The organism is Arcanobacterium phocae (genome assembly GCF_018913465.1).
GTDB classification, from domain to species: Bacteria; Actinomycetota; Actinomycetes; order Actinomycetales; family Actinomycetaceae; genus Arcanobacterium; species Arcanobacterium phocae_A.
The window spans coordinates 53,194-73,342 of record NZ_JABAPM010000006.1 but is presented as its reverse complement, the minus strand read 5'-3'; the positions used below and the strand labels follow the sequence as shown (position 1 = coordinate 73,342).

At 52.4% G+C, this 20,149-nt stretch carries 18 protein-coding genes; 10 read left to right on the top strand and 8 right to left on the bottom strand.

The genetic code is table 11. The features are described 5' to 3' along the window. Positions 1–158 precede the first annotated feature (158 nt). Both KSO86_RS07785 and rsmI read right to left on the bottom strand, forming a co-directional pair. Complete coding sequence (locus tag KSO86_RS07785; protein ID WP_216379556.1) at positions 159–2,480, bottom strand: MMPL family transporter; 2,322 nt, start codon at positions 2,478–2,480, stop codon at positions 159–161. A 95-nt stretch (positions 2,481–2,575) separates the two neighbouring features. Further along, positions 2,576–3,415: a 16S rRNA (cytidine(1402)-2'-O)-methyltransferase gene (gene rsmI, locus KSO86_RS07780; RefSeq protein WP_216379555.1), complete on the bottom strand. Its 840-nt coding sequence runs from the start codon at positions 3,413–3,415 to the stop codon at positions 2,576–2,578. A 254-nt stretch (positions 3,416–3,669) separates the two neighbouring features. On the opposite strand from rsmI, the gene KSO86_RS07775 reads away from it, so the two are divergent. The 5 genes from KSO86_RS07775 (at position 3,670) to KSO86_RS07755 (ending at position 7,580) form a co-directional block, all read left to right on the top strand. After that, positions 3,670–4,020, top strand: coding sequence for a DsrE family protein (locus KSO86_RS07775; RefSeq protein ID WP_216379554.1), 351 nt, complete (start codon positions 3,670–3,672; stop codon positions 4,018–4,020). Between the two features lie 80 nt (positions 4,021–4,100). Continuing rightward, the gene (locus tag KSO86_RS07770; RefSeq protein WP_216379553.1) at positions 4,101–5,021 is read left to right on the top strand and encodes an ABC transporter ATP-binding protein; all 921 of its coding nucleotides are present in this window, start codon (positions 4,101–4,103) and stop codon (positions 5,019–5,021) included. 1 nt (position 5,022) lies between these two features. Continuing rightward, the gene (locus KSO86_RS07765; protein WP_216379552.1) at positions 5,023–5,778 is read left to right on the top strand and encodes an ABC transporter permease; all 756 of its coding nucleotides are present in this window, start codon (positions 5,023–5,025) and stop codon (positions 5,776–5,778) included. Between the two features lie 117 nt (positions 5,779–5,895). Continuing rightward, positions 5,896–6,978, top strand: a complete 1,083-nt coding sequence (locus KSO86_RS07760; RefSeq protein ID WP_216379551.1) for a sensor histidine kinase — start codon at positions 5,896–5,898, stop codon at positions 6,976–6,978. Further along, on the top strand, positions 6,975–7,580 hold the full coding sequence (locus KSO86_RS07755; protein ID WP_216379550.1) for a response regulator transcription factor: 606 nt from the start codon (positions 6,975–6,977) through the stop codon (positions 7,578–7,580). Before KSO86_RS07760 ends, KSO86_RS07755 begins: the two co-directional genes overlap by 4 nt. Here the strand turns inward: KSO86_RS07755 and KSO86_RS08735 are convergent. Continuing rightward, the gene (locus tag KSO86_RS08735) at positions 7,575–8,633 is read right to left on the bottom strand and encodes a class I SAM-dependent methyltransferase (protein ID WP_216379549.1); all 1,059 of its coding nucleotides are present in this window, start codon (positions 8,631–8,633) and stop codon (positions 7,575–7,577) included. The genes KSO86_RS07755 and KSO86_RS08735 overlap by 6 nt on opposite strands. A gap of 71 nt (positions 8,634–8,704) precedes the next feature. Here KSO86_RS08735 and KSO86_RS07745 point away from each other — a divergent pair, with 71 nt between their 5' ends. Both KSO86_RS07745 and KSO86_RS08620 read left to right on the top strand, forming a co-directional pair. Further along, the gene (locus tag KSO86_RS07745) at positions 8,705–10,594 is read left to right on the top strand and encodes a Rib/alpha-like domain-containing protein (RefSeq protein ID WP_216379548.1); all 1,890 of its coding nucleotides are present in this window, start codon (positions 8,705–8,707) and stop codon (positions 10,592–10,594) included. Between the two features lie 127 nt (positions 10,595–10,721). Next, a complete protein-coding gene (locus tag KSO86_RS08620) occupies positions 10,722–11,099 on the top strand; it encodes a DUF2314 domain-containing protein (protein ID WP_216379547.1) in 378 nt (125 codons plus the stop codon). A 9-nt stretch (positions 11,100–11,108) separates the two neighbouring features. On the opposite strand, the gene KSO86_RS07735 is transcribed toward KSO86_RS08620, so the two are convergent. From KSO86_RS07735 to KSO86_RS07725, 3 genes are all read right to left on the bottom strand, one after another. After that, positions 11,109–11,552, bottom strand: a complete 444-nt coding sequence (locus KSO86_RS07735; RefSeq protein ID WP_216379546.1) for an alpha/beta fold hydrolase — start codon at positions 11,550–11,552, stop codon at positions 11,109–11,111. 2 nt (positions 11,553–11,554) lie between these two features. Beyond that, entirely contained in the window at positions 11,555–12,484 is a 930-nt protein-coding gene (locus KSO86_RS07730) for a hypothetical protein (protein ID WP_216379545.1), read from the bottom strand. 104 nt (positions 12,485–12,588) lie between these two features. After that, complete coding sequence (locus tag KSO86_RS07725; protein ID WP_216379544.1) at positions 12,589–13,800, bottom strand: molybdopterin molybdotransferase MoeA; 1,212 nt, start codon at positions 13,798–13,800, stop codon at positions 12,589–12,591. A 91-nt stretch (positions 13,801–13,891) separates the two neighbouring features. Between KSO86_RS07725 and KSO86_RS07720 the strand changes: the two genes are divergently transcribed. From KSO86_RS07720 to mscL, 3 genes are all read left to right on the top strand, one after another. Beyond that, the gene (locus KSO86_RS07720) at positions 13,892–14,509 is read left to right on the top strand and encodes a 5-formyltetrahydrofolate cyclo-ligase (RefSeq protein ID WP_216379543.1); all 618 of its coding nucleotides are present in this window, start codon (positions 13,892–13,894) and stop codon (positions 14,507–14,509) included. A 93-nt stretch (positions 14,510–14,602) separates the two neighbouring features. Continuing rightward, complete coding sequence (locus KSO86_RS07715; RefSeq protein WP_216379542.1) at positions 14,603–15,256, top strand: SAF domain-containing protein; 654 nt, start codon at positions 14,603–14,605, stop codon at positions 15,254–15,256. Positions 15,257–15,294: 38 nt separating this feature from the next. Beyond that, the gene (gene mscL, locus KSO86_RS07710; protein WP_216379541.1) at positions 15,295–15,672 is read left to right on the top strand and encodes a large conductance mechanosensitive channel protein MscL; all 378 of its coding nucleotides are present in this window, start codon (positions 15,295–15,297) and stop codon (positions 15,670–15,672) included. A gap of 57 nt (positions 15,673–15,729) precedes the next feature. Here mscL and KSO86_RS07705 read toward each other — a convergent pair whose 3' ends face one another. Together KSO86_RS07705 and KSO86_RS08730 are read right to left on the bottom strand one after the other, a co-directional pair. Then, positions 15,730–15,951 carry a hypothetical protein gene (locus KSO86_RS07705; RefSeq protein ID WP_216379540.1) on the bottom strand — a complete coding sequence of 74 codons (222 nt, stop codon included), beginning with the start codon at positions 15,949–15,951 and terminating at the stop codon, positions 15,730–15,732. After that, a complete protein-coding gene (locus KSO86_RS08730; RefSeq protein WP_216432029.1) occupies positions 15,944–20,137 on the bottom strand; it encodes a PDDEXK-like endonuclease domain-containing protein in 4,194 nt (1,397 codons plus the stop codon). Before KSO86_RS08730 ends, KSO86_RS07705 begins: the two co-directional genes overlap by 8 nt. Positions 20,138–20,149 lie beyond the last annotated feature (12 nt).

The window sequence follows — 20,149 nt, the reverse complement described above, 5'->3', positions numbered from 1 at the left end:
TCCCATTCCCCATCCCCCCCCCCCCCCTCCCCCCCCCCCCCCCCCCCCCCCCCCCCACCCCCCCCCCCCACCCCCCCCCCCCCCCCCCCCCCCCCCCCCCGCCCCCCCCCCCCCCCCCCCCCCCCCACCACTGTAGCTAGCGTCTTGTTACCACGCTATTAAGAATTCTTCGCCGGAATTTTACGTAACGTCCACGGCCACCAGACGATCCGTCCGACGTCGTAGATCATGCCAGGAATCAGCAACGATCGAACGATGAAAGTGTCGATGATAATTCCCAGTGAAACGATAATCGCTAGTTGCAACATGAACAGGAGCGGCACGACGCCTAAAGCGGCGAATGTCGATGCTAGGACGATTCCTGCTGAGGTAATAACGCCACCAGTAACGCCGATCGCCCGAATAATTCCGGTACGAGTTCCATCCTTGAGCGACTCTTCCCGGGCGCGCGACATAAGGAAAATCGTGTAGTCAATACCCAGCGCGATGAGGAAGACGAACGCATACAACGGCACAGAGGCATCTGCGCCAGGAAACTCTAAGATTCGGTTGAAGACAATAGCGCAGATACCCAGTGTAGCTCCGAACGAAATCACGTTTGCAACAACAACGAGAAGCGGAGCAACAACGGATCGAAGAAGTATCATGAGCAAAATTGCGATAACACCTAAAACAACCGGAACGATCTTCAAGAAATCGCGGTGCGCAGTTTCTTGGGTATCCAGTGATTGTGCAGCTGGTCCGCCTACAAGTGCGTGAGCTTCCAACGGCTCGAGCTTTTTGCGGATGTCTCGTACAACGCTTTGGGCTGCTTTGTCCTCGGCTGACATTTCAGTAGTCACATTCAGCAATACCCGACCATCAACGACAAGCGGATCATAAACGACGGCAGGCGCACCTGGCCGCTTCTCAGCCGTTCCCACGGGAGGACCTCCTGCTGGCCGGCCTTGGGCACTAGCGTTGTTTTGTTTTTCTTCATCCATCTGGGCAACGACTGCTTTAACGCCAGGGAGATCTTTAATAACCGTGCGCGCCAACCGGGCCCGGTTCTCATCAACGATAACAGTCGTGGGTTGCGCTGAACCGGCAGAAAATTCCTTTTGCAGGATTTTGAAACCAGTTACTGCTTGGGAAGGCTTCGTAAACTGCTCGATGGCTGAGGTTCCAGATGCTCTAAATGAAAATGCAAATCCGGAAAACACTAAAAGAATAGCTAAGGTTGCAACCCAGACAACCCGGTAGCGGCGGGCAACGAATGAACCGATTCGATGCCAGAACCCATGAGTTTGGGCCTCGTCCATACTGGAATAATGCGGTATTTTTGCTGGCCAAAACATGATGCGCGCATATTTACCAGGTATCAACAGAATCCCGGGAAGCAAAGTTAACGCAGCGAGCATCGCGAAAACGATACCGATCGATGCGATTGGGCCAAGGGACGAGGTTGAGGACAAATCTGAAATAAGAAGGGTCAGCAACCCCGCAATCACGGTACCGCCAGAAGCCACAATCGGCTCCCAGGATCCTTTAATTGCGCGAACCAATGCTTCAGTCGGGTGTTCAACTACAGTCAGTTCTTCACGGTAGCGCGCAATAAGAAGCAGACAGTAATCAGTGGTAGCACCAATAACAAGAATTGCGAGGATACCTTGTGTCTGCCCATTAAGATCGAGCCATCCTGCCATCGCTATCTGGAATACGACCAGCACGGCGGCGCAGAGCGCAGCTACCGATGTTAATAAGACTGCAATCGGAATGAGGAACGATCGGTAGACAACGATCAAGATTACAAACACTAAAACAACAGCCACTAGCAGTAGTGTTAAGTCAATCCCTGCAAAGGCTCCACCCAAATCGGCAGATAGCCCAGCCGGCCCAGAAACATAAACGGTTAAGTCCTCGGACTCAACTCCGCGGTCTGACAAAAGCGACGTCAGATTCTGTTGTATCGAATCAACGGCAACATTGAGAATCTTCTTGTCATCAGCATCTCGCTCATTAACCAGATCCCGATCAAGGTTCAAGGGAAGTAAAACAGCGGTCATATCCTCATTAGGTATGACCGGAATTGGGCCTTGCGCAAGATCACTAACCGTCAGGCCCTCAGTAACCTGGACGTCTGGTAATTCTTTGGCAATTGCGCCGAGAATGCCGATACTAGCTTCTGGAATCTTTTCACCATCGGGATTAGCCACCACGATAAGTGCCGGAATGGTCGAATCATCGCGAAACTTTTCCGCTTCTTGGCCAGCTAAAGTCGATTCAGCTGAGGCCGGCAAAAAGAACGACGGATCTGACTCTGCCACCGTCGAAATCTTTCCCTGTGCCATGCCGCCAAAAGCGAACGCAACCAGCCATAATATAAGCAAACCAATCCGTAATGGCAGTGCCTTTCGCGATCGCAAAAAGTCCGTTGCAGAATCCACACTAATACGCGTCTGGCGTGCTGACGCTTCTGATGTTCCCTGATGCTTCCCCATGTGAATCCTCCATCGCTAGATACCATTCACCTTAGCGCGTTTTTCAATACACCATCACTTGAAATCGTCTCTATGACACTATGTTCACTGACCGATTAATCGGCAGTGAGAGCCACCACAGCTTGATAAACCTTGTTCTTTCGCAACCCGTGGCGTTGCGCAACATAACCAGCCGCATCTTTCAGCCGCACACCCATCTCAACCAGATCACGAACATCATCGATAGCTTGCTGGTCCACGCCCTCATCTTCACTAGCCGGCCGCGAATAGCCTTCTACAACAATAGAAATTTCGCCCTTAACATCACGATCATGTGCCCACCCTGCCAAAGCTGCCAACGATCCACGTTGTACTTCTTCGAACGTCTTGGTCAATTCGCGCGCCACGGCAGCGCGCCTATCGGGACCGAACTCCGCCGCCATATCCGCCAAAGTCTCTGCTAATCGACGCGGCGATTCAAAAAATATCAACGTTCGCTCGTCATACTTCAGCTTGCTAAACAGCTGCCTGCGCTCACCCGATTTACGTGACGGAAAACCTTCAAAAGCAAACCGATCCGACGCTAAACCAGAAATCGCTAATGCTGTAAGAACTGCAGACGGCCCAGGAATAACCGTGAGTCCAACACCTTCTTCAGCAGCCAAAGCCGCTAGCCGATAACCCGGATCAGACACCGACGGCATCCCCGCATCAGAAACCATCACAATCGTCTTACCAGCTTGCGCGGCAGCGATCAGCTCCGGAGCCTTCTGGATTTCATTATGATCATGGTAAGCAATAACCGGAGCATGAATGTCCAGCCCCAATCGCCCAACCAGATTGAGTAGTCGGCGGGTATCTTCAGCCGCGATTATGTCCGCAGTTTCTAATGCATCGCGCAATCGTGGCGACGCATCCCCATCATTCCCCAACGGCGTCCCAGCCAAAATAATCATCCGTTACCCCTCAAGATCACTAATATGCATTAACCACCGCCGGCCTGTACGAACCATCGTTCAAACAGGGAGCACTTTCGTTACAAACCACTAGCCAGCAATGTCAATTACCCAACTACAAAACAATACTACTCGAGTCCTCCCACACTATTTCACAATCACATTCTCTTAACATCGAGACAAATCAGTATCTGGGCAGTAGAGTGATAACAAACACAATGAAGTTGCTCGTGAAGCGCGATTAAGGAGCACCCATGTCCGATATAAAACTCGTCTTCCACGTCAACGAAAACAATCGTTGGCCCTTTACAATCCGATCAGTAGACAACTTCCTTCTTCACTCCGGCATTGAAGAAACGAATGTCACCGTCGTCGCCAACGGCGAAGCTGTTCGATCGTTCTCCCAACTCGACGTCGAACCACACCGCATGTCACGCATCCGCGAACTAGCCGAAAAAGGCGTCCAATTCTTAGTGTGCAACACCGGGCTCGAACAACGCCAAGTTAACAAAGATATGGTTCCCGAATTCTGCACCATTGTGCCTGCTGGAATAGTTGAAATTGCACGCCTACAAGCCGAGGGTTACGGCTACGTCAAAGCCTAAAACCTATATGACATCTGTCATGCTCAGCTACTGACATCCATGACTTCCGCGCCACCCGCACCTCGCGGAACAATAAAAGCATGGAAAAACTCAGCATACAGAACGTGCGGAAAACCTATCGCACACCCACCGGCAGCGTTACCGCCGTCGACGGCGTCACCGCCACCATCCCGGCCGGACAAATCCTCGCCATCCTAGGCCCCAACGGCGCCGGGAAAACCACACTACTGGACATGATTCTCGGCCTGAACGATCCAACCTCCGGGACTATCACCATCGAGGGAATCAGCCCGCACGCCGCAATCCGCGCTGGCAACGTCTCTGCCCTCTTGCAAACCGGCGGTCTACTGGCAACCATGAGCGTCCACGAAACTCTCACCTATATTGCCGCCGCCTACCGTGCCACAAAAAACATCACCCGCGAGCGCATCACCGACGTCGTCGACCAAACACAACTCACCCCGCTGCTGAACCGAAAAATCGGCAAACTTTCTGGCGGCGAACAACAACGAGTCAAATTCGCACTCGCACTTCTGCCTGACCCATCACTCCTCATCCTGGACGAACCCACCACCGGAATGGACGTCAACGCACGGCACGAATTCTGGGATGCCATGCGTACGCAAACCAGCCACGGCAGAACAATCCTCTTCGCCACCCACTATCTACAGGAAGCTGAAAATTTCGCCGACCGCATCATCCTCATGAACCGGGGACGCATCATCGCCGATGGACCCACCAACCAGATCCGCACCATCGCCGGCGTCCGCCACCTCAAAGCCAGCATTGCGAATGTTTCCCCAGCAGAAACGGCACGAATCCAAGCCACATTCAACGCCACCGTGGCAGACAACATCCTGACCTGTGCAACAGCCAACTCCGATAGTCTCGCCCGTGAACTCCTTCATGCCGGAGCTAGCAACCTCGAAATCGTCCCATCCTCCCTTGACGATGCCTTCGCATCCCTTATTGCCGCCGACGCCCAACCGAAAGAAGACTGACATGAACGCAACACTCATTCGCTCCGACGTCCTCCGTTTTCTCCGCGCGCCCGAAGCCCTGTTCTTCACAATCGGCTTGCCAATCCTCATGTACATCATCTTCGGCGGAACTGCCGAATACGGCGAGATGCCCATCGGGCACGGCAATATCAACATGGCCGTCCTCATCAATATGAGCATTTATGCCGTTGCCCAAGCTGCTGTTGGCTACACCGGTACGGCCGCAGTTGACCGGCTCCAAGGCTGGGGCCGACAACTCGCACTCACTCCACTGACGACCGGAAACATTATCGTTAATCGAATATTGTCGGCATTCTTGATCTCAACCATCACGTTCGCTTCGCTCCTCATCGTAGGGATTCCGATGGGAGCCCAGCTTCCGGCGCTTCGACTCCTAGCAGTCTGGGGTATCAGCTATCTGAGTGTCTTGCTCTTTGCGTGTTACGGGCTTGCCGTTGCCTACTCATTTAAGGCCGAAACCGCTGTCAGCATTTCATCTGGCCTGCTGGTGCTCTTTTCGTTTGCTGGAAATCTCTTCGCACCACTGTCTGGCACACTACTGTCGGTTGCTCGTTTCACCCCGATGTGGGGAGTTGGCGAATTAGCACGCTATCCCCTCACAGAAGGGCAGATGTATGACGCCAACGGCGCGCTCTACAGCACACCGATCTGGTATGCCTTGGTAAATATTGTTGCGTGGCTGACTATTTTCAGCGTGTTTGCGGTCTTGGCAGCCCGACGAAACCAAGAACGTTAGACCGATACCAAAACGAGCGTGCCCCAAATCCGGCAATAGCGCAAACCTCGCTCATATACGCCTAGGTTTGCGCTATTGCCGAGATTCCCTGACACCCCACAACGATAGAATACATATATGACTTCTCGCCGCGAATACGCCATGGGCCTGTTTATGGCTCTTATCTGGCTAGTTTTCCTTGTTTTCCCGATCCATTTCATTAGCATCGGCCCATATTCATCTACGGTTCGCATCATCGGCTACGCGCTCACCGCCGTATTCGCCCTCCTCAATTCCGCCACCTGGTTTCTGGCATACGCCCAGCGCATGAAGAACTATCTTCTCCGGCTCTATATCGTTTCATTCACCATTCTTTTTGTCATCACAATAACGATGCTGGCTCTTTTTGCAGTCGCTGGTTTCTCGTTTTTCCCGTATCTAGCATCTCTGACTGGGATGTTTGTTCCGCTAGTCCCCGGTGCAATTATCATGGTTGTCCTCGCCGCAATCATAGAGACTGCCGGATGGCTACTCGGCACCGCTGGTGACGCCCATGCTCTTCTCATGGTGTCACTTGGTGTGTTCGCCATGACTGCTGGCTCAAGGTTTTTCGATAAGGCCTCCCAAGAAAAACAAATCGCGATAGCCCACGAAGCAATATCGGCTGAGCGTAGCCGGGTTGCCCGCGATGTGCATGACGTGGTGGGGCATTCACTCACGATCATTTCGCTTAAGTCACAGCTGGCGTTGCGGTTGCTCGATTCTGATCCGGAGCGGGCGCGCGCAGAGCTCACCGAGATCTCAGATTTGACCCGCGCCGCGATCACCGAGGTGCGCGCAACGGTGTCTGGTCTGCGAATGCAGTTGCTTTCGGACGAGCTGCGCAACGCTATCCGGGTGCTCGAAGATGCCCATATTTCAGTGTCAGTTGTGGGGTCAGCGGAGGATGTTGATCCGCGCTTCCGTTTTGTTTTTTCATGGGTTGTGCGGGAAGCGGCAACAAATATTTTGCGTCATGCTCACGCCAGCCACGTAAGATGTGAGATGACGTCAACCAGCATTTCGATTATCGACGACGGCGTAGGCATCACTCAGCCTGCCGGAAACGGTTTGACGGGATTGAGTGAGAGGATCGTCGAGGCTGGTGGCCGGCTCGATGTGACCGCCGCTGATCCTGGGACACGGATAACAGCAGTCATGGATGTGAGGACAAAACAATGATTCGAGTGTTGATTGCTGACGATCAGGCGCTGGTGCGTGGCGCGCTGAGTGCTCTGCTCAATCTGGAAGACGATATTGAGGTGGTGTGTGAGGTCGGCCGTGGTGATGAGGTTATGACGGCGGTGCGTACTCACCGGCCAGATGTGGCATTGATAGATATTGAGATGCCCGGGCAGGATGGGATTGCGGTTACGCAGGAGCTTAAAGAGTCGCAGCTACCCACGCGGGCGTTGATCGTGACGACGTTCGGCCGGCCAGGTTATGTCCATCGGGCACTATCAGCTGGCGCCTATGGGTTTGTGGTGAAAGATACGCCCGCACAAGAGTTGGCCCAGGCGATTCGCCAAGTTCATGCGGGAAATCGAGTGGTTGACCCGGTACTGGCTACACAGTCGCTGTTTGAAGGAGTCAATCCGCTCACCGAACGCGAGCAAGAGATTTTGCGGGTTGCCGCCAATGGCGCGACTATCGCCGAGATCGCGCGGCAGGTTTATCTCTCCGAAGGCACGGTTCGTAACCATCTATCGGCGGCGATCGGAAAGACTGGGGCCGAGACTCGTGCCCAGGCAGCGGTGATTGCGCGCGAGCGCGGCTGGTTATAGTTTGTGCCCGCGCACGACGGTGAAGCGGCTATCGCGGGCCAGCTGGACGACGTCGGTAAACAGCTGCCCGATGCGGGGCCGGTAGCGCAGGTGCGAGTTGTACACAACGTAGATGGCGCCACCGGGTTTTAGTACGCGGTGGGCCGCGGCCAATAGTTCGTCCACGAGGGTGTCATCTATGGTAAATCCGTCGTGGAATGGCGGGTTCAGGAGGACGGCGTCGACGTCGTTTTCGGCAACACTTCGCGCCGAAGTGTCCCAAGTGACGGTTGTGCGCTCGCGGTATGGGGCGAGCGTGAGCTGGGTTGACGTTACGGCATCGGCCGAAATATCGGTGGCAATAATGGTGGTTGCTGGATTGTGTTGGGCAACTAGATAACTCACGGCCCCGTTTCCGCATCCGAGATCAAGAACCGCGCCGGGCGACGTTGGCCAGTCAGCGATGGCAGTGGTAGCGAGCAATTGTCCACCGTGGTCTGCTTGGCTGCCGGCAAATGTTGCTCCGATGGCATAGAGGTCACCAGTGTGCTGCGGTTGGGGCGCGGGCAGGTTTGGCAGTGGTGTGATAGCACAGAGGGCGCGGAATTTTCCTGATCCGCGGCTGGCATGCTCGGTCGCATAGTAGGTTGCTAGGATCTCGTTTTGGGCTCGAGTCATGTGCTTGGTGTTGTGTGCGCCGATGAATGTTCCGATTCCGGCGCGCGCGATGCAGTGCGCGAGATAGTCAAGATGTGTGCGTGACTTTGGTAGTCGGGTGACGACGACGCCGTGGCTGGCTTCCGGCTCAACGGTGCTTTGCAGGAAAGCGTCGAGTTCTAGCGGCCCATCGATTCCTCGGGCGCGGAGCTTTTGGCGTTGTCCATTGCGGGTAGCGAAGTCAACTGCGTCGTGTACCTGAGAATGTGAATCGCTGAGCACAGTGACTGCGGTGGCATTGTCGAGCAGGTGGGCAAGCAGCGAGCCAGTCGGATCATCACCAACGTATGCCGGCTGGTCTGGTTGCCAGCCAGTTTCATACGCCTGCGCGATGATGAGTTGGTCTAGTCTATTCACGGTTTTACCTTCGGTTAGGCTCAAATACTATCGCTCTATCAATGCTATCCCTATTCGTGTAGTGTCTGAATATGGGAACTAAATATAATATCACGTCCATCATTCTGCTTACTGGCCTTTTGTTGGGGACGTCGCCACCTGCGTTTGCTGCCAACAACGTCGAGGTAGGCTTTACCACCACTCTTGCTGAACTTAAAGCTGCAGTTAGCGATCCAGCCACCCAATCAGTCACGTTTACTGCCGATAACTCATTTAATGGTGGCTTGGTTATTGATCATCCGATGACGTTCACGATCAACGATGGCGTTAACGTAACATTTGATGGCTCTAGTGTTGCCGATAAGACCGGTCTAGATATCACATCGGAATTTACCTTAATTAATAACGGCAATCTGATTATTGAAGACTTTGCTGGCTATGGCATGAAGATTAACCAGAAGGTGCCTGGCCAAGAGGTAACTGTGCGCGGGGATGGCGCTGATGGAAGCTCAATCCATATCGGTCCCACTCGTGGTTATGGCATCAATGGCCAGCTGATTCGTGGACCGTTTACAGTTAGTGATACATCACTGACTGTCTCGCCTGGACCAGATACTGCCGACGGCCCAATCATTTTTGCTCGTAATGGCGGAACAGACACGGAAGCCACAGCGACTTTTGACAATTCGACGGTCACTATTAACCACAGTAGTAAGACGTCCGTGTGGCGAGCAGCTTTTTACTCTGAACGCCCGGTTGTTTTTCGGAACTCTATCGTTCATTCCACGACGGTGCGCAACTACAATATGTCGTTTGTTGCGGGAGCCGCAGTAGATTTCTCTGATTCAACAGTCACACTGGTAACGACTCCCGATGCTATTTCAAGTGGTTTCTTTGCGAAACCACTTGTATCTATCAATACCGCGAACAATTCGGTTGGGATTACGAATAGCACGATTACCAGTGAGATCGCCGCACCAGGCACTCACCAAGCTTTCCAATTTCAGGACGCTGCATACACCATTGATAACAGCACCGTCATCGGCGATTCACTCGGCGTTGATTACAAGCAAAAAGTCGGCTCGTACCTGACCATCGTTGGTGATTCCAGAGTTGATATCCCCGGAACGAGCATGCCAAATAACAAAATCACCACGGTGATTGACGGCGGAACTGTCGATCTTCCAGCCGGTGCAGTTGCCAAAAATTCTCTCGGACAAGACCTGCACGAGTTCATTTCTGGAGCCGATTCGACGTCGGTCACCGTTAATTGCGAAACCCGCCAATATACCTATCCAGTCACTCACACATCAGCCGATCAGCATAAGCACGTATGGGCGCCCGCAGTTAATGTGGACTATTACGCCAGCAAAACAGATCCAAATTATACCGAGCATCGTCTGTTGATCGCCGGTACCTCAACCATAGAACCACTCAACGAAGCTGAATTCTTCACGAGTCCTGAGGTTCCTGCTGGATTAACCGGAAAATTTGTTGCTTTTGATCCTCAGTCAATGCCAGGTACAGAATTCACCTCCGATTCGACGGTGTGCACAGACACTAAGGTGACATTCAACTTAAGCGCGTTGCTGATTACTCCAATCCCGAATGTAGCCACGACCGATCTCACCATCCGTGTTGGTGACACAGTTCCAGCAACTGATGGGCTGGTTGATCTGCCAGCCGGCGCTCAGGTAGAAATTATTACCCCGGCACAAACATCTGCCGCTGGAAAAACGACGCAAACCGTCAAAATCACATTCGACGACGGCTCAACACGTATCAAAGTCATCAATGTAAACGTTATTGATCAACCAACGCCCGCTGACCCCATTGTTATCGAAACACCCATGCTGTCAGATTCCTCATCTGATTTAGCAAAAACCGGATTCTCGTTGGGATTCGCTGGGTTAGTATCAGGAGTTCTGCTCGGCTCAGGAACCGGCATCATGCTCGTTGTCAAACGCCGCAGGAGGGTGTGACCCCAGTTATTATGGCGATGCGTGAACACACATTTTTATCGTAAATAACCATCCAACGAGAAATTGTGCGCTTGGCGTTGTACGGTTGTTCAAGGATCAGATCACACATCGAAGCATAGGAGCTATTGTGACCACCACTAATACCACCCGCGAATGGGAACTGTGGGACGCTGAAGAGTTAGCTGCCCAACTAGACGATTTCACTATTCCAACACCGGAAGAACGCGCGGCCGTACAACCAGGAGACATCGTCAAACTCGTATTCGGTCTAGTCAATCCTGAAGGTGAAGTTGCTGCTGAACGTATGTGGATCATCGTCGACGGCCAAGACGCTGCTGGTTATGTCGGCACGTTGGACACTGATCCAGAATTTATTTCGTCCGTAGAAGCAGGCGACGAGATTCAGTTCACCTCAGACCACATCATTGAGATCTTTGACGAAGAAGCCTACCAAGCTGGTAGCGGCGGCTGCGGCGGAAACTGTAACTGCAGTTGCGGTAAGTAAAACCTGATATTATTTCGTAATTACCCGGCATAGTGCGGCAGCGCATTGTGCCGGGTATTGCGTATCTTCATGGGAAAGCTCAGTAATGTCAGCTGGCTTAACAATCTGAGTCTTGCGCAAAACATCAAGAAATGGCTTTTTCCGCTTTGTAAATCGTTGCCGCATGGATATCTTCCAGCGCGGTTCGATAGCAATAAGCCCTTCAACCCGGTGTGCGTAACGCTCATTAAATACCGCTAGCGCGATTGCACTAGAACCAGAGCTTATGAGAATTATTCGTTCATCAGATACGCTCATCGCGTCACGGTCAATAGCTGAGCAAAGTTCGTCTACGGTGTGACACTGCCGCAGATCTGGAGCAGCTATCGCCCATGCCGGTGGCAAATAGTCAGCAACCTCCCGCCAGTCAAAGGGCGACTGACCAGGCGAATGAAGAAATACCAGGGTTGTCATAGTTACGCCCGACGACGTGACAGCAACGCATCTAGCGTAGAACCGCCGCCGAGAACATCGCGACGCAATTCTTCATTTCCAGTCATCTCTGGGGCATCATGAGCATCTGGCAACGATTCGTCCCCCAGCCGCTCATTGAGCTTAGTTGGACGGAATGGCACGCTAGCGGCCACTTCTGTTTCAGCCTTAAACGGTGCAACAGACTTCAGTGTGTACGACGGCGTAGCTGGCACTGCCAACGCAGCTGTTCGGGCATCAAGTTCTTCCCGTGAAAGCTTCTGAACTGGAGCGCTTAGAGCAGTGGTTTGGGATTCGGCAGTAGTAGAGTTCTCTTGTTCTGCACTCATATTGTCCGAAACCGTTACTTCAACAGCTTTATGCTCTGCCGGCTTAGCAGCCTGTGGCATGCTAACTTGACCACGCAGAACCTTGTTGGCATGAGCGATACGTTTGGCATCGGCGTCGTCGGCTTTCACCATCTCATTGATAACGTAACCGAACAATGCCCCATACGCACCTGTCACTACCGTGGAAACGATAGCAACAACTGAGGGTAAGCTAGTAAGCGCAAAAACACCCCACGCTCCTAACGTCGCAACAACGAGGACTAACCCAATCATCATTCCACGCATCTGATTCGCATGGCGGGTAGCCATCCGAGCGCGGGCGCGTGACCGATCACGAGCCGCGTTACGCAACTGTTCACTCGTCATTGCTGGTGTCATGATTCGCTCCGTTAGAAAAATTTTGCCGTGGGCATCTGAAGACTGACTCGACATGAGGGTACGCCGATCGATCAATCGCAAATCTTCTGCAAAACGTTCATCAATCGGCGCATCTCCAAGTACTTGCCGTTGGCGTAGCACATGAGGTACGAGATAGATGAGCAGAAAGACTGCGACGATCGCTAAACCGAAGCCTCCGAAACCCATGTCTCCACGGTAGTAAAACCCCGCCAGAAAGCGGATATTTACGGGTGGCGTGTTGCCTAATCATGCCGAAAAATCCGACATGAGTCACACCAGCACCGCGGATGTTAGCGATCCAACACCTCACACACCAACTCCTCGCCTACCGAGACGACGCGCTGGGTTTCCGGAACGATCGCCAAGCAGTTTGCCGCTGATAGCGCAGTTAGTAAAGGACGTCGCGGATCGCCAGTTGGCTCCACCTGATATCCTTCCCGCGGATTACCTAAAACGCGGGCGCGAACAAATTCTCGCTGGCCGTCCGGAGACTCCCAGCCACGGATGACCTTGGCCTTTACGGCTTGGCGATGAATCTGGGAATGGCCAGCCATCTTCCGCAGCGACGGACGAATAAAGACCTCAAAATTGGTAATCGCCGCTACCGGATTTCCAGGCAGACAGTAGACAACTGTATTGCCAATACGCCCTACGCCTAGCTGACGTCCGGGCGACATTGCAACATTATCAAACCGCACATCACCTAACTGGTGCATAACGTCTTTGACCGTGTCGCCACCGCCGTATGACAATCCGCCGGTCGTGATAATGATGTCCGCGCGAACCAGTTGGTCTTCGATCATATCGCGCAACTGCCGCGCATCGTCGGGCACCGAACCCACTCGGAAAATATCCCCGCCAGCATCAGTAACTGCTGATGCTAACGCATGGGAGTTAGCATCGAAAACTCGACCACGATGCGCATTCGTTCCCGGTTCTTGGAGTTCATCGCCAACCGACATGATAACTACTCGTGGCCGCGGATGGACCATGACTCGAGAATGACCAGCGGAAGCTAACATCGCAACCTGTCGCGAACCAATACGCACACCAGCTTCGAGAATAATTGCGCCAGCGCTAAGATCCTCTGCCTGCAGTCGCACGTTGGCTCCAGCTTCTACGGTGGCACGAATTTCCACCTCCGCTCGTCCCTGATTAGTCATCTCGATAGGGACAACGGCATCGGCTTCATGTGGCATCGGCGCACCGGACGAAATACGAACACACGCTCCCCCCACAATGCTTTGCCCATCAGTTGCATCTGCACGAATCTCGCTGATAACTGGCAGTGACACTGGGTTTGTTGTGCTTGCTCCAAACACATCAGCCGCGCGGACCGCATATCCATCTCTGCCAGCTAGGTTAGTGGCCGGTAAATCCACAAGTGAACGCACGTTATCTGCCAATATTGTGCCGACGGAATCGTGAAGCGTTACAGTAAACGCCGGCAGCGGCGTGGCAATCGCTAAACAATCGGCAAGATGATCTGCAACAGACTTCATTTTCTTTCCTTCATGTAGGGTCTAGTTCTAGTTTATCCGCTTCTCGCTTAAGGGTGAGTATGAATTGCATTTTTCGTGAAACAATAGAGGTATGAATTCAGCGTTGACATTACCTGACACTGCTGGCATGGATGTTGAGGAAGCTAAACAGGCTATCCGTGCCGCTATTCGGGATAGGCGTAAGGCAAAGGCACATCTTTTTTCCGATGAATGGGTAGAATCTGCATTGGCTTTTACCCATGGTTTTAACACCGTCGCATGCTATGTTTCGTTGGAAACTGAGCCTCCTACTGCTGCAGTTTTGGACGCGTTGGCAGATTCTGGGAAAAAGATTTTGTTGCCAAAACTTGGACCGGGCCTCACTCGTGCTTGGGCTGAGTATCGTGGCCGTGACGACTTGGAGTTGTTGGCTCCTGGCCGACCACCAGAACCGTCTGGCGATGCGTATTCGAACGATATTTTGACCTCTGTTGACGCATTGATCATTCCTGGTTTAGCGCTTTCCCATGCTGGGCAGCGGATGGGTCAAGGCGGCGGGTGGTATGATCGCGCACTGAAGACACCGGGAATAACCCACCGGATTGCGCAAATGATTTTTCCGTGGGAATTTGTGGATCAGTCCTTGCCACAAGATGATTTAGATGTGTTGATTCCATTCGCGTTGCTTCCAGAGGGCTGGGTTGCAACTGAAGCAGCCCCTACTATCTAGGCATTAATTATCCACATTTTTCTTCGTCACCAGTTTTTCCACAGATTTTGTTATTGCTGACGACGACGGAGCTTTACTTGCCACACTAGTTCTATGACTACTGTTGTTAGGCCCCAGCGAGTCCGGGCAAAAATGTGGCAATGGCGTTGGGTTGGATTCTTTGCGCTTTGTGCTGTCATCATCCAACAAATACTGGCACTTGTAGCTGCATCGCAGCCCGCAGAGTACCAGATCGTTGCCGCACGCACCTCGTTGCCCGCTGGCTATGAACTCACCAATGATGACATTGAGCTTATACCCGTACACGCTGTCTTGCCGGGAATGAGCACAGACGCAGAAGAGATCGTAGGCCATCACCTTCTTGTTCCTGTCAATACAGGCGAGGCAATCGGGACGAATCAAGTGCTATCGCCGCACACTATTGAACAAGCAGCACCAGGATTTGTCATTGCCCCGGTTTCGTTAGCTGATACCGGCGGGTTGGCTATGCTCCATACCGGAAACTATGTGGATCTATTTGCTCCAGCGCCTGATTCTTTTTCAGAAAATCCGCAAGATGCTCAATTAGTGGCTCGCCATATTCGAGTTGCCGGGATAGCGCAAAACTCTGGTGAACAGAGTTTCCTTCATAACGTGCCTGACACCATGAATTTCTTCCTCGAAATTCCAGATTCAACTATTAAGGTTGTTCTAGGCACTGGGTCTCGCGCTCCACTTATTGCAGTTCTTTCCGGTGCTTCACAATAAAAACGCCTACATCTATTCACAACCGCAAAGGAATTTCCGTGCTCAAAGGTTTTAAAGAGTTCATTAACAAAGGCAATGTAATCGATCTGGCTGTGGCAGTTATTATCGGTGCCGCCTTTGCTCCAGTCATCTCATCCTTGACTGAAAAAATTATTATGCCACTGATTTCAGCAATTTTTGGTCAACCTAAGTTCGACGATCTTGGCGAATTCCATATCGGAAACACCGCCATCCAGCCTGGTTTCTTTATCACTGCAGTAGTCAACTTCCTGATTGTCTCCGCAGTAATCTACTTCTGTGTTGTCTTACCAATGAACACTTTTAAGAAGCGCAAGAAGCAGGAAGAAGCACCAAAGCCAATTCCAGAAGATGTTGCACTACTAACCGAAATCCGCGATCTGTTAGCACAGCGCTGATCACCGCATAGTAAATGGTGGGGCGAGCTAGTAGCTCGCCCCACCATTTACTATGTATTAGATTTTCCCAAAATGCGGCGGAATGTTGTCAATCAGTTCCCGCTCGTGTGGTGACAGGTTCACTGGTTTTGGAGGTTCGATAGCAGACTTCCGCGATAGCACTGGTCCTGCATCCGAAATATGTAGTGCCTGTTCGGCATATTCAATTTCACCTCGTTCTAAACGTTGCGCATCGACACGCGATAACCGCACAACGCGACGCCCATGTGTCTTACTCATCGCTAGCTACTCCAACACGGCGAACAATATTGGCTAAAACGCGATCAATCTGACTACCGCGCCGTAACGCTAACTCGTTACGAAGTTCAGCAACAAATTCCTCGGTGGTACGTTTAATTTCGTCCGAAGCAATCCACGTCAGTAGCTCTTCAAGCTCATTATCTGTATATCCAGCTAACTGCAATCCTGGAATAACGGCTGGACGCGCAGACCGCTTCTTTGGTTCTATGCGGGGAGCTTCAAGTTCTTCTTCTGCAGCTGGATCTCCCCATTCGTTGACGTCTGGAACTGTTAAATCAATGTCTGGATCATCTTGATTCAGCACCGACCGAACGAGGTCAATAATCTTCTCAGCTTGACCCTGCGGGTCAACGAAAAGTGACGTGGAGAACGTCTGGTAGACTTCCCATCCACAATACTTCAACGCGTCGATACGGTAGCGGTCACGCCGGCGCAGTGATGCTTGGCGTGCATATGCTACATCGTCATAAACAACGGCTACTGCCCATTGACCCGGAATATCTGGATGCCCCACGATGAGTGGAATACTCCAGTCACCTTGGCCGACATTAGCTCGTGTAACAAAGCCCGCATTCTCGATCCGTCGTGCTAAATCTGAAAGTAGCGGCGCTATCTCGCCAACGGAATCCGGAACAGTATTATCTGCAACGTACCCGCCAGCTTCAGCTAAAAGTTGTGCGAGTAGTCGCGGCCCCGGCGTCGAAACCCGCTTCAACGAAATATCTCCCGGCGCAAGGGAGGAAATAATGGTCATCGATCCACGCGCAGCTTCAATGGCGTCGATCATGCCGGTTAGGCCTAACGGAGTTGATAATGCTCCGAAGGAATGTAACACTCGGCCGTGGACCGTCTTTCCATAGCCTACGGACAAAATCACGTGATCACGACGCACACTCGCCGCCGAGAAAATATCAACAACGACAAACGGTTCGCCTTTGTTGCCGGCATACAAAGCTGACAGTTCCTTGGACTCGGTTCCCAAATGACGCAAAGCTTCGCGAATCCGATGGGCGTGCGCCGGCGATACCGTGATGACAGCTAAGGACTCATCTGGTCTACTCATAGCATGAGCCAACACAGCATCAACTACTGCATCAACTTCCACTTTTGGTGCTTCAACCGCACCATCTGCAGACGAACTTGGCACTCCTCGCCCATCAACCACGACTAGTTGCGATTGTTTTACTGATGCAACTGAGGGGATCTGTGGCAGGACGTCGTCGTAGCCATGAGCACGCAGTGCTCGTAGTGATAGTCCATCGAGTCGCGCACGGTTTGTTGGTAACTCTCGTACTGGAAGCACACCAGACAACGCTCGCAACGCACCATTTTCGTGTTCCACAATGTGTGCTCGACGGACATCTCCCAAAACGACCATCTGTCGGCCGCGGGTGACGGTCGAAGCAACCGATGCAACAGTTGCGTTATCTGAAATGTCCATCATAACGACGTCTACCCACGGCATCGGTGGAATAAATTCGGCAGCAATAGTGGCCGGAACAATCCACACTGGACGAGCAACTTGGACTAGCCGCTGATATGTTGCAATCACATCGCGTAACACTGATATTCCGTGGCGTGCCAGAAGTGCATCAAGTTTCAGCGTATCGTTTTTGCGGTCAATCATTAGTGCTCGCGCATTATTCACTACGGCCAGCTTCACTGGACCGGCCAAAGACTCGCAATGCGCCGCATCGAGCTCTTGGAACGAAGCTAATAAATCCGCAAGATCTTGCGGCCCAAGATGAGCAAGCGAAGACGACGTAACGATTAACTGCTCAAAAATAGAGGACCAGTATGCAAGGTCAAACTCAGCATCGATATGCTCGACTAGAACTTCGCGCTCCAGCATATCGTCCACGAAGCGTCCCAACCCGCGCTCACGCAAATCATTCAAAGCCGCGTTGCGCTTGGGGAGAACTTCCATGTGTGGACCATCAGCAACTAATTCAGCAATCCTACGTTGCAACTGGTCAAACGGCATCTCTACAAAGTTCACATTGCCCAGATGCTCGGAGAGGAAAGCCAGATCATCCATCAACTGTGCGCTCGTGGCCTGCATATGCGCCAAGCCCTGTGGTAACTGTGGCCAGCCACCTTCTGCAGTGTAACGTCGCCAAGTTTCCCGACGCTCTTGGACTAAGGAAAGTTCAGCATGTAGATCTTTGACAATGGCTCCCGGGCGAACCAGATCCTGCGCTTGTTTCTTGAACCGACGGCGTTCCCCACCGCGCATAGTATGCCCATTACTATCACGCCATTCACGCGAAGCAGTAGCAATAACCATGTCCATCGGAGAGGTTTCAAAAATCTGTGGAACGAAGATATCCAATGACTGCGCAATGCCGTCGAGTACGTCAATTTGTTCCAGCCACTGGGCAAGATTAGACGCCTGCTGTAAACCTGTTTCACCCGCTGCCCGCGAAGACTGGCTCACGACTGTAGGAACTGTTTCTTCATGTAACCGCTGAGCTGCTTCAAGCGCTTTTTGCCCCATGACTGGATCAGCAATATCAGTCGATGTCCATGCACAATGCGCTACTGATGGGTCAAAGGCGTGATGCTGACCCGCTTGTTCTAGCGCGTGGCGAACAGCCGTTAAACCTTCACCAGCAAAACTGTTTAGTGTTTCGCTGTCAAAGCGGACCCGTGTTAAGGGGGCTTGCGTACCTTCTGTAGACGCCGCTAACTTTTCGAGCAGATCATAAACTGATACGCCCCAGCGTGGGCTTACGTCGTGTAGTTCCCGCATAAAAGTTTCGAGAGTTGAGCGAACTCGCATCAGCTCAGTGCGCTGCGCCAGAGTTTCATCAAGTGGTAGTTCTGGACGCTCAACTCGCATTCCAGTACGGAGCCGCATCGGGATGGCTTCAACGTCTGAAAAATCAGCAATGAGATCGCCTAAACCGTGTTTTTCAAGTTCACTGACGACGTCGGCCGCGCTCGAAGCTCGCGAAGGCACGATGATCAAGGAATGTCCTGAGGCAACCGTATCTGTAGCAATAGCTGCCATCGTCGCAGAACGCTGAGATCCTGGCGGGCAATCAACTAACAACGAACGTCCCGAGGCAACTGCCTCAACAACATCTAATTCAGCAACATCGAGATCACCCACACCACGTTCTTGGTCCGGGTTGCGATCGTGCGCATTGCCTGCTGGCAACGGCTGAGCAGACTCATCACGCGATTCTTGATCGCCAGCCAACGCCAACATAACCGGAGAGGTCCGAATGTAAGGCTCCATTGCTTCCAGATCTGCCAACATCATTCGTTCCGGTTGGAAGAAAGACCCTAAGATGACCCGTGATTCATATGAGAAGCCCGGCAAATAAATACGTCCCAGCTCGTTTAACCGAGTGATCAGGACATCAACGGATCCACCCTCTGTTGCCAGCTGACGCAGTGCTGCCAATTCCTCTGCAGCCGCACCATGATTGCGAAGCGCACGAATGACCACTGGGTTAATCTCAACTGCAGTGACAAGTTGGATCAGTGCTTCTTTTTGTGATGGGAAAAAGAGCCGCACTGGACGGAACAAGGCAACTTCAGTAATTGTTTGTGCTTCTCGAATGTGCGAATCATCTTGGTCAATCGTCTCTGCCACTGACTCTAACAGAGCATCCGGAGAGAGCTTGAGCTCGCCGGTCACATCATAATGCACAATAGGCGAATCACTCTGAGATAACTCCGGCAGTTCCGTCCACGTCATCGAGCCAACAGCTAGACTGGCCGGAGCATGCCCATACGTTTGCGCGGTAATATCAAGATCTTCACGAAGTCGCGCAAGTTGAACCTTCGCCTGTGCAAGTGAGCGTTCTTCTCTGATTAGCGACGACAGCCGAGTAGCTTGGTAACCGTAAAATTGGACCGACGCCGTCGGGTGAATCTGGGTTAAATCAATACGCCCTGGGGCACGCTCAGCTTCTCGCTTGTCCGCCGCGGACGCACGTTGAGTCAGCTCCTGATGCCAGCCGTCAAACGCCACATCCATAATCTGCTCACGTGTAGCAACCATTTCTGGCCGGCGCTGCGGAACATCGGGAGTTGGTTCATCGTCGGCTTTAGTAGGCGCTTCGGTACTGGGTGATTCAACAGCGATCTCAGGCGTTAGCGCATCATCCTTGTGCTCCGGAGTTGTGTCCTTATTACGTTTAAAAAAACTCACGTTTCTCACCTA

Coding starts and splice junctions, on each gene's coding strand:
- KSO86_RS07765 (WP_216379552.1), top strand. CDS start 5,023: ATGAACGCAACACTCATTCGCTCCGACGTCCTCCGTTTTCTCCGCGCG.
- KSO86_RS07775 (WP_216379554.1), top strand. CDS start 3,670: ATGTCCGATATAAAACTCGTCTTCCACGTCAACGAAAACAATCGTTGG.
- KSO86_RS07725 (WP_216379544.1), bottom strand. CDS start 13,800: ATGAAGTCTGTTGCAGATCATCTTGCCGATTGTTTAGCGATTGCCACG.
- KSO86_RS07705 (WP_216379540.1), bottom strand. CDS start 15,951: ATGAGTAAGACACATGGGCGTCGCGTTGTGCGGTTATCGCGTGTCGAT.
- KSO86_RS07770 (WP_216379553.1), top strand. CDS start 4,101: ATGGAAAAACTCAGCATACAGAACGTGCGGAAAACCTATCGCACACCC.
- KSO86_RS07730 (WP_216379545.1), bottom strand. CDS start 12,484: ATGGGTTTCGGAGGCTTCGGTTTAGCGATCGTCGCAGTCTTTCTGCTC.
- rsmI (WP_216379555.1), bottom strand. CDS start 3,415: ATGATTATTTTGGCTGGGACGCCGTTGGGGAATGATGGGGATGCGTCG.
- KSO86_RS07715 (WP_216379542.1), top strand. CDS start 14,603: ATGACTACTGTTGTTAGGCCCCAGCGAGTCCGGGCAAAAATGTGGCAA.
- KSO86_RS07720 (WP_216379543.1), top strand. CDS start 13,892: ATGAATTCAGCGTTGACATTACCTGACACTGCTGGCATGGATGTTGAG.
- KSO86_RS07745 (WP_216379548.1), top strand. CDS start 8,705: ATGGGAACTAAATATAATATCACGTCCATCATTCTGCTTACTGGCCTT.
- KSO86_RS07735 (WP_216379546.1), bottom strand. CDS start 11,552: ATGACAACCCTGGTATTTCTTCATTCGCCTGGTCAGTCGCCCTTTGAC.
- KSO86_RS07785 (WP_216379556.1), bottom strand. CDS start 2,480: ATGGGGAAGCATCAGGGAACATCAGAAGCGTCAGCACGCCAGACGCGT.
- KSO86_RS07760 (WP_216379551.1), top strand. CDS start 5,896: ATGACTTCTCGCCGCGAATACGCCATGGGCCTGTTTATGGCTCTTATC.
- KSO86_RS07755 (WP_216379550.1), top strand. CDS start 6,975: ATGATTCGAGTGTTGATTGCTGACGATCAGGCGCTGGTGCGTGGCGCG.